Genomic DNA, 14,021 nt, shown 5'->3' with positions numbered 1-14,021 from the left:
TTACAGGATCTCTTTCAGATATCTTTCCAGGGCATCCTGCCATGTTGGAAGTGGCTGGAAGCCGTTTTTTACAAGCTTGGATTTATCCAGGCGGCTGTTGAATGGACGTACAGCCTTGGAAACGCCGTACTCTGCAGTTGTGACAGGAGATACCTCTACTTTTTCGTATTCCTTGTGGCCGAGGGCAGCAGCCTGGCGGAAGATCTCTTTAGTGAAATCATACCAGCTGATGAAGCCGCCTTCGTTGGTTGCGTGATAGTAGCCGTATTTCTCTGTCTCGACCATGTCTACCAGAAGACGTGCAAGGTCGTAGGTGTAGGTCGGAGTTCCGATCTGGTCACTGACTACGGTAAGCTTGTCATGGGTTTTTCCCAGATTTACCATGGTACGGATAAAGTTTTTGCCGTTTTTGCCGAATACCCATGCAATACGTACGATAAAGAATTTATCTACAGTGCCGGATACTGCCAGTTCACCGTCAAGCTTGGTCTGACCGTATACGTTCTGTGGAGCGTAGTCCTTGCAGTCCGGATCCCATGGTGTGGTTCCCTGGCCGTCAAAAACGTAGTCTGTGGAAATATACATCATCTTGATGCCAAGCTCCTTGCAGATGTCCGCAATGTTCTGTGTTCCTACAACATTGACAAGACGTACCTTCTCACGGTTTTCCTCGTCCTCTGCAGCATCTACGGCTGTCCATGCGGCACAGTGTACTACTGCATCAGGCTTTACCTCACGGATGGTTTTTGCTACCGCTTCTTTATCTGTGATATCAAGCTGCACATAAGGCATGGTGGTAACAGGAGTACCATCAGCGATGCCGCTGTAGGAAGGAGCAATGTCACTTCCTACGCCTTCATATCCACGGCCGGACAGTTCATTCATTACGTCATGGCCAAGCTGGCCGCCAACACCTGTTACGAAAAATTTCATGCTTTAACCTCCTCGCGGTTTCCATACATTTCTTCGTAGTAGTTCTGATACTCGCCGGAGATGATGGTTTCCCACCATTCCTTGTTGTCAAGGTACCATTTGATGGTCTTTTTGATTCCGTCTGCGAATTTTGTTTCAGGAAGCCATCCAAGCTCGTTGTGGATCTTGGTCGGGTCGATAGCGTAGCGCATGTCATGGCCTTTACGGTCTGCTACATGTGTGATCAGGCTTTCCGGTTTGCCAAGCTCCTTGCAGATCAGTTTTACGATATCGATGTTTTTCATCTCGTTATGTCCGCCTACATTGTAAACCTCGCCTACACGTCCTTTGTGGATGATCAGGTCGATGGCACGGCAGTGATCCTCAACATAGAGCCAGTCGCGGACATTTTCACCCTTTCCGTAAACCGGGAGTGGTTTGTCGTTCAAAGCGTTGGCGATCATCAGCGGGATCAGCTTTTCCGGGAAGTGATACGGGCCGTAGTTGTTGGAGCAGCGGCTGATGGTCACAGGCAGGCCGTAGGTTCTGTGGTATGCGAGAACAAGAAGGTCAGCACCTGCTTTGGAGGAGCTGTACGGGCTGCTTGTATGGATCGGAGTTTCCTCTGTGAAGAAGAGGTCCGGTCTGTCAAGAGGAAGATCTCCGTAAACCTCGTCTGTGGAAACCTGATGATAACGCTGGATTCCGTATTTACGGCAGGCATCCATGAGAACAGCAGTACCCTTGATGTTGGTGTCAAGGAATACCTCCGGGTTTTCGATGGAACGGTCTACGTGGCTCTCAGCTGCGAAGTTTACCACGATGTCAGGATGCTCCTCCTCGAAAAGCTTGTAAACAGCGTCACGGTCTGTGATGCTTTCCTTTACAAAGCGGAAGTTCGGTTTGTCCATGACCGGTGCAAGAGTGGAAAGGTTTCCGGCATAGGTCAGGCAGTCCAGGCATACGATACGGTAATCCGGATGAGCCTCCATCATATGAAAAATAAAGTTGCTTCCGATAAATCCGGCGCCGCCGGTAACGATGATTGTCATAAAAAATCTCCTTTATAATAAATGATTGATCTTATGCGGATTCCGTCGAAACGGAGTCCGCAGGTAAATTCAGTGTCGGAAAATCAGATCGGCTTAGTGAAGCGCGTCCAGATATTTTCCATCCAGAACATCCTTGAGATACTGGCCATACTGGTTTTTCTTAAGGATTTCGTAAACCTTGAGCACGTCCTCCTTTGTGATCCAGCCGTTTAAGTAAGCAATCTCCTCAAGGCATGCGATCTTGCGGTGCTGATGCTGCTCCATGGTTTTTACGAAGTTGGTTGCCTCTACAAGGCTTTCATGTGTACCGGTATCCAGCCATGTGAAGCCCTGGCCCAGAAGCTCAACGTTCAGCTGTCCTTTCTCAAGGTAGATACGGTTCAGGTCTGTGATCTCAAGCTCGCCTCTTGCGCTTGGCTTCAGATTTTTTGCGTACTCTACAACCTTGTTGTCGTAGAAGTAGAGACCGGTTACACAGTAGTTGCTTTTGGGCTTTTCCGGTTTCTCTTCAATGGAAACCGCTTTTCCGTTCTGGTCGAATTCCACGATGCCGAAACGCTCCGGATCATCTACATAGTATCCGAAAACAGTGGCACCTTTGCCTGTTTCTGCGTTGTCTACAGCAGCTTTCAGGCGCTTTTTGAGGCCATGTCCTGCGAAAATGTTGTCACCAAGGACCATACATACGGTGTCGTTGCCGATGAATTCCTCGCCGATGATAAATGCCTGAGCAAGTCCGTCCGGGCTTGGCTGTACAGCATAGGTAAGGTTGACACCGAACTGATGGCCGTCACCGAGAAGCTCCTCAAATCTCGGGGTATCCTGCGGGGTGGAGATGATCAGGATATCACGGATGCCTGCGTTCATAAGAACAGACATAGGATAGTAGATCATCGGTTTGTCAAAGATCGGCAGAAGCTGTTTGGAGGTCACCATGGTAAGTGGGTAAAGACGTGTTCCGGAGCCTCCGGCTAAAATAATTCCTTTCATATGTTTTCTCCTTTGCGTGATGATGTGCAGCATAAGTCGTGCCTGCACATAACTTTGTTACTGTAACTGTATTATAAAAGGTGACGCAAGGTCACCTTCAAGAGCTTTTTTCATATTTTTTATTTTTGGCTATTTTTCACAAAGAAATACGCCGGCATCTTTGGTAATGCGGAATCCTTTGGCAGTTTTTCTGGCGGTGTAGGCCCGGAATTCCTTGTAACGGTCCAATATATACTGATTCTGGTTGCCGTGGCAGGAGAGGACGTAGGAGATCAGCGGCTCCGCATCCTGGACCAGAAGGCAGTCTTCATAAGAAAGCCACTGAGCCTTTGGGAAAAAAGGCGCTAGGATACTCTGACCGTTTTCACGTCCGAACCGTTCATAAAGCCGGTCTGCGGAAAGCACGATCCGTTCATCAAAATCCTGCACCAGCTGGCTGACCTCCTGCATATGTGCCTTTCCGTAAGCACTGCAGAGAAATCTTCCGCCGGGAGCGAGGACACGGCGGACTTCCTTCAGGACGGAAGGAATATCATCGCAGTAAAAAAGCACGTGATTGGCGATCACCAGATCAAAGCTTTCGTCCTTGCAGGGGATTTTTCTGCAGTCAAAGGCCCGGAATGCAAACCGGGTATCCGAGGAACCGATGGCTCGTCTGGCATCGCGGAGCATACCGCTGGAAATATCGGAAAGTGTGATGGAGATATCCTCCGGCAGAAGGGAAAGATTGTCGGTCCATAACGTTCCGTCCCCGCAGCCCAGCTCCAGAATACGAAGACCGGGTGAGATCCGGCATTGCTCAAAGATCCAGGGAAACCATCCCTGTTTGTTCTGGGAGTACAGGCTGTGGAGGTTGATCCTGGAGGAAATGTTGGTGGCATTCTGATACTGATTCTTGAGGCTTTTTTCCATGCCGGTCAGGTGGATCAGGTTCAGCATCTGGCTCCAGTCAATGGTGTGCTGTTCCTTTATCATCTGTGCGGTATCCTGGATCGCTTTTTCCACCAGCTGCATCTGTTCGATCCGGTCACGGACCAGACGAAGCTGGATATTCAGAGAATTCAGCATGAAATGATAATCGGAATCACCGATGGTCATTTCACGGATGTCATCCAGGGAAAAGCCCAGGTATTTCAGAAGGAGGATCTGCTGAAGCCTTGCAAAATCCTCATCTGTATAAAAACGTGCGCCGGATTCGGTGACGAGAGAGGGTTTCAGGATATCCTGTTTATCATAATAGCGGACAGTACGCAGAGTTACGTGTGCCATGCGTGCAAATTCGCCGGAAGAATAGTAGCCGTCTTTTTTCATAAAAAATAGAATCCTTTCTGAGGAAATAACAAACATCCTGTCATAGAAGTCATAAAAGAATTATAATTCAGATCCGGAAGCCGTACAAGAGTAAAACGTATAAGAGCAAACCGTACAGGAGAAAAACAGCATTGACAAAATTCTGCTGGTTTGTTAGTATATCGTTTCGAAAAAAAGGGAACCCCGGAATCATATTTCCGGGATAAGCGTTCGATATAAAAAGGAGTAATTTTTATGCGAAACCGTACTCTGGATATGGTAAAGGCAATCTGTGCTTATGCAGTTGTGCTTCTTCACGTCCATTTTCCGGGAAATGCCGGAATTATAGCCAATGTACTTGCCAGATTTGCAGTACCTGTGTTTTTTATGGTATCCGGATATTTTTGTTTCCGTGGCGATGATACGGAATTTATAAGAACCGGAAAAAAGATCCGGCATGTTCTGAAGCTGATGCTTGTGGCATTTCCGGTCTGCTGTCTGTGGGAGCTGATCCAGAACCACATCGACGGAGCAAGCCAGAAGGAATGGCTGGAAGCCCTGGTTTCGGGGGAACATATCCGCCAGTTTCTTCTATATAATAACAGCTCTCAGGTGAAATGGCATCTGTGGTTTCTCCCGGCACTGCTCTATTGTTATCTTCTTTTTGCCCTGGCAGCAAGATTCCGGATTTGTAAGCAGGTATATGTTCTGATACCGGTGCTTCTTCTGATCCATTTCGGAATGGAGGAATTTTCGACCTTCCTGTTCCCGGAAAAGCATTTCCGTGTTATGCAGTTTCGAAACTATCTGTTTACCGGATTTCCGTTTTTTATGTTGGGACATCTGATACACAGACATCAGGAAAAGCTGGAAGCCTGGTTTGCCGGAAAAAAAGTGCTTCTTTTGTATGGCATGGCAGCTGGCGGCGGGATCGCAAGTCTGCTGGAATACCGGTATTTTGGCAAACTGGAATTGTTTCTGGGGTCAGTATCTATGGCTGTTGGTCTTTTTCTCATTGCGATCATGGGAAAGAATCGGAAAGTGCCCGAGCTTCCGGCAGCCATCGGTCAGAAATATGCGTTTTTTATTTATCTGTTCCATCTCTGCGTGGCTGATATCCTGAAGGATGTGGCTGTGGCAGCTGGAATTGAGAAAAATCTTTTATATCTGTGGATGAGACCGGTGATGGTCTGTGTTCTTGTGACTGCTGTGGCGGTAATGTATGGATATGGAATGAAGATCTGCCGGAAATAGAAGAGTTTATGGTATTTTCATATTTATGCGCTGTGATTTTGTACCAAAATATGCTAAAATATCCTTTATTGATAAGTCACAGCACCCACCCGGAGGATGTGGGGAAAGCGACTGGAATATCCCGCTTCAGGGTAAAAAATACTGAGACATGAAAGAAAAAGGAGATTTTTATGGATTTACAAAACAGAGCGGAGGCCGGCAGTGACGGACACGATGAGAGTGTACTGAATCCGGAGATGCCCAACGAAACTGATCTGACGAAGAAGGAACGCCGCCGGATCGAAAGAGAGAAACTGAAGGGAATGGGAACAGGTAAGAAGATTCAGTATATCTGGATGTATTATAAGATACATATGCTGTGCGTGCTTCTTGCCATTGGCGGAGTCTGTCTGGGAGTGAATATTTATCGTCACGCACAGATGAAGACGGTGCTTTCCATTGCGGTGGTGAATGCAGGGAATTATGACTCTGAGAAGGTGGAAGAGGATGTTTTGAAGACACTGGGAACAGAGGATAAATATGCAGAAGTCAGTGTGGCGCAGAATCTGATGACGGACGAGACAGGAGAGGATTTTGATTACTATGCCAGGATCGCATATGTGACGGAAATCCAGAGTGCTACCGTTGATGTCCTGATCATGCCGAAGGAACTCTATGAACATGAGAAAGATAGCGGAATGTATGCAAATCTCAGGGAAACGTTTGGAGATGAGGTGTTTGAGTCTCTGGGCGCTGTGGATGATCAGCATCTGGAGCTTGACGGCAGCAGTAGTGTTGCTCAGGACTTTGGCCTGAGATATGATCCGGTGTGCATCTGCCTTCCGGGTAATGTGAAGAATAAAGAGAATGCGTTGAAATGGATCCAGTCTGTTCTGAAATGATGGATCCATATGTTTAGCTGAGTACAGAGATAAATAAGGCCTCCGGTTCGTAACACAGGAACCGGAGGCCTTATTATATATGAATATTACAGTGTATCGTTACGTTTGATGTAGCCAGGCTCATCCGCAGGACGGATGATCTCCTTGGCATGCGTGATCTTGGCATGCTTGTCTACCACCAGATTTTCGATATGGACATTCTCACCGATGGTACAGTCTGCAAGAACGACACAGTTCTTGATAACAGCGCCCTTTTTGATGGTACAGCCACGTCCGACAATGGAATTTTCTACAGTTCCCTCGATCATGGAGCCGTTGGAGATAACGGAGTTGGAAACATTGGCTGTGTCAAAATAATGGGTCGGACAGGAGTTGTTGGTGCGTGTATAGATCGGCCAGTTATCATGGAAAAGATCGGTTGCAGTTTTGTAGTCGATCAGATCCATATTTGCATCGTGATAGCTCTTGAAATCAGTGATCGATGCAAAATATCCGCGATGAGATATACCACGCACATCCAGCTCACCGTCTCTGCAGCCGGCATTGATCACGTCTGCAAGGGTATAAAGAGAGGAGATCTCTTTTGCCTTATGGATGAGGCTGATGAAAAGCTCCTTGCTCATTACGTAGGTATCCATGAAAATGTTGCGGTTCTTTGCATTGCCGTGGTTGTGCTCAATGGAGAGAACACCCTTCTGACGGTTCAGGTTCAGGATGTGGCAGTTCAGATAGTTCTCCTTGGCATTATCAACGGAATGATAAAGCATGGTCACATCTGCACCGGATTCGATATGGGCATCGATCAGCTTGGAATAGTCGGTGGTGTAGATCATGTAATTCGGAGCGATAACAACATACGGATAATGAACTGCTTCGATGCACTCCAGATTGGAGTAGTAGTTGTCGATATCGGTGTTATAGATATCGTTGACTCCGGAATGCTCTGAAAAGAGGAGTTGGAGATTACCGCTCTTGGAGTTGATGTTGTAGTGACGTCCGGTTCCGAGATGTTCTACAAGAGAACGGGGTTTGTTCTTTACATAGACCTGAATGTACTCAATTCCGCTGTTGGTCATATTTGAGATCGGGAAGTCGATGACACGATATCTTCCGAGAAATGAAAAGGCGCCGATCGCACGGTAGTCCTGAAGCCCCTCCACATGGATATTTCTTTCTGAGGAATTCACGATTCCAAATGCTTTAAACATATTACTCAGCCCCCTTTACACGTTTTGATACAAGTTCGATGTGCTCACTGTCCTTGGAACCGACACGAGCATTGGTACCGATCACGACTCCGTCTGCAACGAGAGCACGCTGGACAACGGCACCTGCTTCAACAACAACACCCGGCATCAGGACACTGTCGATGATCTTGGCACCAGGACCGACCTTGACGCCTGTGAAAAGTACGGAGTTGGTGATCTCACCTTCTACAACACAGCCCTGAGTAATGAAAGCAGTGTTGATCACAGCGGTATCACAGATATACTGTGGAAGAGAGGTAGCATCCTCAGTGTAGATTTTCCAGGTAGGATCGTTAAGATCCAGTTCACTGTTAGGACTGAGAAGATCCATGTTCGCTTCCCAGAGGGAATCGATGGTTCCTACATCCTTCCAGTAGCCTTTGAACTTGTAGGCGTAGAGCGCCTTGTCCTGTGCAAGGAGTGTAGGGATGATGTCTTTACCGAAATCGTGATTGGAATCCGGATTTTTGATATCTGCCAGCAGGAGCTTGCGCAGAAGCTTCCAGTTGAATATGTAGATACCCATGGAGGCAAGATTGCTCTTCGGGTGTTCCGGTTTCTCTTCAAATTCCACGATGCGGTCATCTTCACCGGTGTTCATGATACCGAAACGGCTGGCTTCCTTCATGGGAACCTCGATAACTGCAATAGTGGCATCTGCCTTATGCTGGATATGGTCATCAAGCATCTTTGCATAATTCATCTTATAGATGTGGTCACCGGAAAGGATCAGAAGGTATTCCGGGTTCTGTGAGTCGATGAAATCAATATTCTGAGAGATCGCATCAGCTGTTCCACGGTATACATCCAGACCGGCATCCGCTTTCTCACGTGGAGGAAGTACATAAACTCCGCTGTCCTTGGCATCAAGGCCCCAGCGGCCACCGGCTGCTACATAGCTGTTCAGTAAAACTGATTCATACTGTGTCAGTACACCTACGACATCAATGCCACTGTTGGCACAGTTACTGAGCGGAAAATCCACGATACGGTATTTACCGCCATAACCAACGGCTGGCTTGGCAACTTTATTCGTCAACTCGTGAAGACGACTTCCTCTTCCACCGGCCAGGATCATTGCTAACATACTGTTTTGTTTCATGGCGAATCCTCACTTTCATTTCTTGTTTACTGCCAGGTGTCTTTAACCATAAAAACAATAAACTTTGTTAATATTATACACCTTTCGAAAAAGAAAATCCAGTTTTTTGTGCAAAAAAACGTTATTTTTATATTGGGAAATTAGACGGATTTGGGAAAATTGATGGATGATCTGTCGAAAAAAAGAAACGTTTAAGAAGGTTCCGGGATGCTGAAAAAACAGTAACACTGAAAATAGCCGGATTTCGGATACATCGGCGAAGATTCTTGCGGAAAATGTGAAAGCAGTGTATTCTGTAAAAAAAGTCCGGAATACAGCGGAGAAAGGATATCGATATCAGACAGGGAGAAGACAGGATGAAAGAAGAAAGAATTTCCAACTATGTAAAACTATGTGAAGAGTGGGCACAACGCTTTTTGAAGATGGATCAGGCAGATCTGCATAAACGGGTGCCGGAACTGAAGGAAGAAAACGGGTTTCTCACGATCATTCATTTCGGAAGAAGATATGGGGTGAGTCTGGAAGACGGCAGTATCCGGAGCCTGGATGGACAGAGAGAACCGGATACTACGGAGATGCTGAATATTTATACGCTTCTGGGGTATGCGAAAGAGGGGGCTTTTATTATGGATAAGTGGGTCCCTTTTGCAGATCTCAGGAATGCAAGACCATTTGCGCCGGCGTATCAGATCGGAGAGACGGATGTGTTCAGTGCTACATTTTCCGGCCATGAAAAGGAATTGAGGGAGGCGTTTCAGAAGCTTGACGGCAGGGAACTGCCCCAGGGTGATGTGGGATATGAGATCAGGGCCTTTGACTGTATGCCTATGAGATTCTTTTTCTGGGAACGGGACGAGGAGTTTGAAGCACAGGGAAATATCCTGTTTGATTACAGCGCCACAGATTTCAATCATGTGGAGAGTGCGGTATCCATAGCAGATTCCGGGATCAAAAGGCTTGCGGAGCTTGCCGGGGTTCCGCTCAGGGGGAAATCTTTTCAGATGCGCTGATAACCGAAATATAATAAAACCAATATGAAAAATAAATAATACGAAAGATAATTGCAGTTATCAGAAAAATCGTATATAATGAAGGAATATTTAAGGATTTTGAGACAGTAACTGTCACGAAGGATCTATGAGAAATTTACGAATCCGGAGGTGATGCTCGTGGGGAAAAATGCATCGGGAATGTATGTCATAGATGAGGATTATAAGATTATCAGCTATAACCTGGCAGCACGTGAGATCTATCCGCAGCTGAAGAGGGGCGAGAAATGCTATCACTGTCTGAGAAACAGAGAAACTCCCTGTGAGATCTGTCCGGTCGTTAACGGGATCAAAGGTCCGAAGAACTATCTGGAACCGGGACGGAATATCCTGCGTTCGGTTGATGCTGTGGAGATTCCGCTGGAATCCGGCGGGACAGGACATGCCCTTGTTTTTTCGGATACAGAGACGAATGATGAGATCAGCAGCGGAATGATGGAGAATCCGCTTCTTATGGGGATCATTAATGTTCTCGGAAAAAATTTTATCAATATCTACTCTGTTGACAGAGAGACTCATAAGGTCCAGGTATGCCGCTTCCAGGGGCAGAGTGGAGCTTATGTGGAGGAGGGACTTCGCAGTGATGAATCCTATGAGAAGATCATGGATATTTATATTGAGAGCAGTGTTGCGGCAGAGGACAGGATCCGGATGCATCAGATGATGGATTTTGAGAAGATATGCCAACGTCTTACAAGGATTCCCCAGTTGATGGTACATTATCGTGTACGCCGAAGCAACGGGAGGATTGAATATTTCTATGTGAAATGTGCCAGGGTAGGAACGGCTGAGGATTTTCAGGCCGTGGTGTTTGCTTTTGCCAATGAGGATATGGATGTACGGTACAGTGAGATGGAGGCCGTACTGGAACCAGGAGGAACAGCATCCGGAAGAAAACTTCTTATTGTAGTGAATGACGAGACGGATCGGAAAGCGCTTACAGAACATCTGGAGGGCAGTTTTGAGGTTATCACTGCGATGAATGAAGCAGAGGGGATGAAGCGTCTGTCTGAGAATTACAAAACCCTTTCTGCAATTCTTCTTGATATGAGTGTGCCGGTATGTGATGAATTTCAGTTTCTGGAGCTGATCCGTGATGATGTGATGCTGACCTCTGTGCCTGTGATCATCATAACCGGAAGTAACCGGTTGGAGGATGAGGTGCGATGTCTGGAACTGGGAGCAGTGGATTTTGTACGGAAACCGTATAATGTCCGTATATTAAAAAGTAAGATCAACAATGTGATCAAGCTGAGAGAGTCCGTGATGGTACTCTCAGCTCTGGAATATGATGATCTTACAGGGCTTTATATCAGACAGGCCTTTTTCCATCATGCAAAGACGCTGATGCGCTTTAATACGAATCAGGATTTTCATGTGGTGGTGGCAGATATAAAGAACTTTAAATGGATCAACGGAACCTATGGAGAGAAGACCGGTGATCAGGTTCTTACCTATCTGGGAGATACGTATAGAAATCAGGTTCGCTACGGGACGGTGGGCAGATATGGAGGAGACCAGTTTGTAGCCATCATATATGGAAAGAAAGAGATCCGTATGGCAGATATGGAGAAATTTATCCACAGGGTCGAGAGTGGAGCACCGATTCCTAATCTGGTGGTCAACTATGGGGTCTATGAGAATGTGGATAAGACACTGCCTTTTACCCTGATCTGTGACAGGGCTTTTCTGGCCATGAAGAGTATCCGGGATGACTATGAGCACCAGATCGCTTTTTATGATGATGAGATGAGAAAGAGGCATATCCGTAACGGACAGATGGAGAATGCTTTCGTGGAGGCTATACGCAATGAAGAATTCGTAGTCTACCTGCAGCCGAAATACAGTGTGGAGACAGAAGAGATCGTTGGGGCGGAGGCACTGGTGCGCTGGAAGAGAGCGGAAGGAACTATGGTTTCGCCGGGAGAATTTATCCCTCTTTTTGAGAAGGATGGTCTGATCGTACGCCTTGATGAATATGTTTTCCGAAAGGTATGCAGCATCCAGGGGGAACGTATAAGATCAGGGAAAAAGATACTTCCGATTTCGGTGAATCTGTCACGTGCCAGTATCCATTACGATAATATGATCTGTCGTTATGTGAAGATCGTGGAAGAAAATGGCATTCCGTTTTCTTCTGTTCCCATTGAATTGACAGAAACTGCTACGTTGTATAATGATCGGATCAGTAAGCTCATAGAGAAGATGGTGGATGCAGGATTCGAGCTGCATATGGATGATTTTGGCTCCGGCTATTCATCTATGACAAGCCTGAACCAGCTGCCATTCGATACTCTGAAGCTGGATAAAAGTCTGATCGATTACATAGAGAATTTTCGTGGGCAGCAGGTGATCCGTCATACCATTTCGCTGGCACACAGCCTGGGAATGAAGGTTCTTGCCGAGGGCGTGGAGAAAGCAAAACAGGTGGAGATCCTGCGAAGCCTGAGCTGCGATGAGATCCAGGGCTTTTATTATGCACGGCCTTTGCCGTGGGAAAACTTTGAAACAAAGGTTATAAGAGCAAAAGAGGCGTGTAAAAAATGAGAGATCATTTTTACACGCCCTTTTTACAGCTAATGCTTCCGGACCTGTTTTTCAATAAGATAAAGTGCAAAATACAGCAGCATGGCAATGATGCAGAGGATCACAATGGACATCAGGACCCATGTAAGTCTGAATGTCTGGCTTCCGTAAATGATCAGGTATCCCAGGCCTTTTCGGGCACCGATAAATTCTCCGATGATCACGCCTACCAGGCAAAGCCCGATGTTGACCTTCATCACACTCAGGATAAGAGGAACGGAGGAGGGCAGGACGATCTTCAGAAGCTTTTCCTTTTTGTGTCCCCCAAGAGTTTCGATCAGCTTCAGCTTTTCCGGATCTGCCTGGCAGAAACCGGAGTACAGATTGATAACGGAGCCGAAGATGGCTACAGACATGCCGGCGACTACAATGGTACGTTCGTTGGCACCAAGCCATACGATCAGAAGAGGGGCCAGAGCAGATTTCGGGAGACTGTTCAGTACCACCAGACATGGCTCCAGGATCCGTGCGATCCGTCGGGAGCACCAGAGAAGTACTGCGGTTCCTACACCCAGGATCACAACAAAAAAGAAACTGACAAGAGTTTCTGCCAGTGTCACGGCAATATGTGCAAACAGGGACTGATCCCTGCACATGGAAAGAAAGGTCTTTGCGATCAGGGAAGGACTGCTGAAGATAAAGGAATCGATCCATCCAAGATCAGAGGATATTTCCCAAAGTCCCATAAAAAGAACAAAAAGAAGTGTCCGTGCAGCCAGGATAATGTGTTTTTCTTTTTTCTGCCGTGCAAGATATTGTTTCTGCTGTTTGGAAATTTCAGGCATTTTCATTGAGCTCCTTCCATATGATGTTAAAATATTTCTTAAAATCCGGAGCATTTCTGGAGGAGAGGGGAGTGCGGTCGCTGATATCCAGATCGATATCAATGATCTTTCGTACAGTGGCAGGACGTGCAGAAAGGATCAGTACCCGGTCGGCCATACTGATGGCTTCGGAGATGTCATGAGTGACCAGGATCGCAGGCTTGCCGGAGCTTTTGAGGATTTTTCCGATATCATCACTGACATTTAAGCGTGTCTGGTAATCCAGAGCGGAAAATGGTTCGTCCAGAAGAAGGAGCTCCGGTTCCAGCACCAGGGTCCGGATCAGAGCGGCACGTTGGCGCATTCCGCCGGAAAGCTGGGAAGGGCGGGCATCACGGAAACGGTCCAGACCGTAGGTCTGAAGAAGGGCTTCTGCATGTGCCAGTTTTTCAGGTGTGAGCTCTTTCCGGATCTCCAGGCCGAGAAGGATGTTTTTGTAGATGCTCCGCCATTCCAGAAGATGATCCTTCTGGAGCATATATCCTACAGCGGCACTGCCGGAGGATACCGGACGGTCTCCCAGAGTAATGGAACCGTGCTCAGGAGTGAGCAGGCCGGCAATGAGATTCAGAAGAGTGGATTTTCCGCATCCGGAAGGTCCTACAATGGACAGGAATTCACCGGGCATCAGGTCAAAGGATATATGAGAAAGGGCGGGTGTCTCACCGGACAATGTGTGATAGGAGAGACACACGTCCCGCACTTTCAGGACAGGATTCATGGATGTTGCCTCCTTTTCGTAGATAATGGTATAATATTATCATATGTCTGAAACATGAGAAGGCCAATGGCAGAGATGCATACTTTGATGTCTGCCTGAAAACGGTCATAGAG

12 protein-coding genes are annotated in these 14,021 nt (G+C 46.9%); 4 read left to right on the top strand and 8 right to left on the bottom strand.

Translation table 11 applies throughout. The features are described from left to right. From rfbD to ABCM67_RS12645, 4 genes are all read right to left on the bottom strand, one after another. Window positions 1-933 (bottom strand): dTDP-4-dehydrorhamnose reductase, encoded by a 933-nt coding sequence (gene rfbD / locus ABCM67_RS12660; protein ID WP_059086316.1) that lies wholly within the window; start codon window positions 931-933, stop codon window positions 1-3. Next, window positions 930-1,964: a dTDP-glucose 4,6-dehydratase gene (gene rfbB / locus ABCM67_RS12655; RefSeq protein ID WP_021651092.1), complete on the bottom strand. Its 1,035-nt coding sequence runs from the start codon at window positions 1,962-1,964 to the stop codon at window positions 930-932. Before rfbB ends, rfbD begins: the two co-directional genes overlap by 4 nt. Window positions 1,965-2,057: 93 nt before the next feature. Beyond that, window positions 2,058-2,954, bottom strand: a complete 897-nt coding sequence (gene rfbA / locus ABCM67_RS12650; protein ID WP_015525711.1) for a glucose-1-phosphate thymidylyltransferase RfbA — start codon at window positions 2,952-2,954, stop codon at window positions 2,058-2,060. A gap of 129 nt (window positions 2,955-3,083) precedes the next feature. Then, window positions 3,084-4,265, bottom strand: coding sequence for a methyltransferase domain-containing protein (locus tag ABCM67_RS12645; protein WP_021976536.1), 1,182 nt, complete (start codon window positions 4,263-4,265; stop codon window positions 3,084-3,086). Between the two features lie 234 nt (window positions 4,266-4,499). On the opposite strand from ABCM67_RS12645, the gene ABCM67_RS12640 reads away from it, so the two are divergent. Continuing rightward, complete coding sequence (locus ABCM67_RS12640; protein WP_059086315.1) at window positions 4,500-5,498, top strand: acyltransferase; 999 nt, start codon at window positions 4,500-4,502, stop codon at window positions 5,496-5,498. Window positions 5,499-5,668: 170 nt separating this feature from the next. Further along, on the top strand, window positions 5,669-6,379 hold the full coding sequence (locus ABCM67_RS12635) for a hypothetical protein (RefSeq protein ID WP_015525714.1): 711 nt from the start codon (window positions 5,669-5,671) through the stop codon (window positions 6,377-6,379). 86 nt (window positions 6,380-6,465) lie between these two features. Here the strand turns inward: ABCM67_RS12635 and glgD are convergent, their stop codons facing one another. Both glgD and ABCM67_RS12625 read right to left on the bottom strand, forming a co-directional pair. Further along, complete coding sequence (gene glgD / locus ABCM67_RS12630) at window positions 6,466-7,587, bottom strand: glucose-1-phosphate adenylyltransferase subunit GlgD (protein ID WP_015525715.1); 1,122 nt, start codon at window positions 7,585-7,587, stop codon at window positions 6,466-6,468. A 1-nt stretch (window position 7,588) separates the two neighbouring features. Then, window positions 7,589-8,728, bottom strand: a complete 1,140-nt coding sequence (locus ABCM67_RS12625) for a glucose-1-phosphate adenylyltransferase (protein ID WP_059086314.1) — start codon at window positions 8,726-8,728, stop codon at window positions 7,589-7,591. Window positions 8,729-9,084: 356 nt separating this feature from the next. Between ABCM67_RS12625 and ABCM67_RS12620 the strand changes: the two genes are divergently transcribed. Then, window positions 9,085-9,738 (top strand): DUF3786 domain-containing protein, encoded by a 654-nt coding sequence (locus ABCM67_RS12620; RefSeq protein WP_015525717.1) that lies wholly within the window; start codon window positions 9,085-9,087, stop codon window positions 9,736-9,738. A gap of 159 nt (window positions 9,739-9,897) precedes the next feature. Further along, entirely contained in the window at window positions 9,898-12,324 is a 2,427-nt protein-coding gene (locus ABCM67_RS12615) for an EAL domain-containing response regulator (protein ID WP_302746933.1), read from the top strand. 29 nt (window positions 12,325-12,353) lie between these two features. On the opposite strand, the gene ABCM67_RS12610 is transcribed toward ABCM67_RS12615, so the two are convergent. Next, window positions 12,354-13,148 (bottom strand): ABC transporter permease, encoded by a 795-nt coding sequence (locus tag ABCM67_RS12610; RefSeq protein ID WP_173741486.1) that lies wholly within the window; start codon window positions 13,146-13,148, stop codon window positions 12,354-12,356. After that, window positions 13,141-13,908 carry an ABC transporter ATP-binding protein gene (locus tag ABCM67_RS12605; RefSeq protein WP_144094139.1) on the bottom strand — a complete coding sequence of 256 codons (768 nt, stop codon included), beginning with the start codon at window positions 13,906-13,908 and terminating at the stop codon, window positions 13,141-13,143. Before ABCM67_RS12605 ends, ABCM67_RS12610 begins: the two co-directional genes overlap by 8 nt. Window positions 13,909-14,021: the final 113 nt, after the last annotated feature.

This window comes from Blautia sp. 2227st1_G12_2227SCRN_220401, assembly GCF_039062885.1.
Classification (GTDB): Bacteria; Bacillota; Clostridia; order Lachnospirales; family Lachnospiraceae; genus Blautia_A; species Blautia_A fusiformis.
This window is presented reverse-complemented; position numbering and strand designations above follow the sequence as displayed.

What these genes read in the sequence shown, in the direction of transcription:
- rfbD (WP_059086316.1), bottom strand. Translation starts at nt 933, where the DNA reads ATGAAATTTTTCGTAACAGGTGTTGGCGGCCAGCTTGGCCATGACGTA.
- rfbB (WP_021651092.1), bottom strand. Translation starts at nt 1,964, where the DNA reads ATGACAATCATCGTTACCGGCGGCGCCGGATTTATCGGAAGCAACTTT.
- rfbA (WP_015525711.1), bottom strand. Translation starts at nt 2,954, where the DNA reads ATGAAAGGAATTATTTTAGCCGGAGGCTCCGGAACACGTCTTTACCCA.
- ABCM67_RS12645 (WP_021976536.1), bottom strand. Translation starts at nt 4,265, where the DNA reads ATGAAAAAAGACGGCTACTATTCTTCCGGCGAATTTGCACGCATGGCA.
- ABCM67_RS12640 (WP_059086315.1), top strand. Translation starts at nt 4,500, where the DNA reads ATGCGAAACCGTACTCTGGATATGGTAAAGGCAATCTGTGCTTATGCA.
- ABCM67_RS12635 (WP_015525714.1), top strand. Translation starts at nt 5,669, where the DNA reads ATGGATTTACAAAACAGAGCGGAGGCCGGCAGTGACGGACACGATGAG.
- glgD (WP_015525715.1), bottom strand. Translation starts at nt 7,587, where the DNA reads ATGTTTAAAGCATTTGGAATCGTGAATTCCTCAGAAAGAAATATCCAT.
- ABCM67_RS12625 (WP_059086314.1), bottom strand. Translation starts at nt 8,728, where the DNA reads ATGAAACAAAACAGTATGTTAGCAATGATCCTGGCCGGTGGAAGAGGA.
- ABCM67_RS12620 (WP_015525717.1), top strand. Translation starts at nt 9,085, where the DNA reads ATGAAAGAAGAAAGAATTTCCAACTATGTAAAACTATGTGAAGAGTGG.
- ABCM67_RS12610 (WP_173741486.1), bottom strand. Translation starts at nt 13,148, where the DNA reads ATGCCTGAAATTTCCAAACAGCAGAAACAATATCTTGCACGGCAGAAA.
- ABCM67_RS12605 (WP_144094139.1), bottom strand. Translation starts at nt 13,908, where the DNA reads ATGAATCCTGTCCTGAAAGTGCGGGACGTGTGTCTCTCCTATCACACA.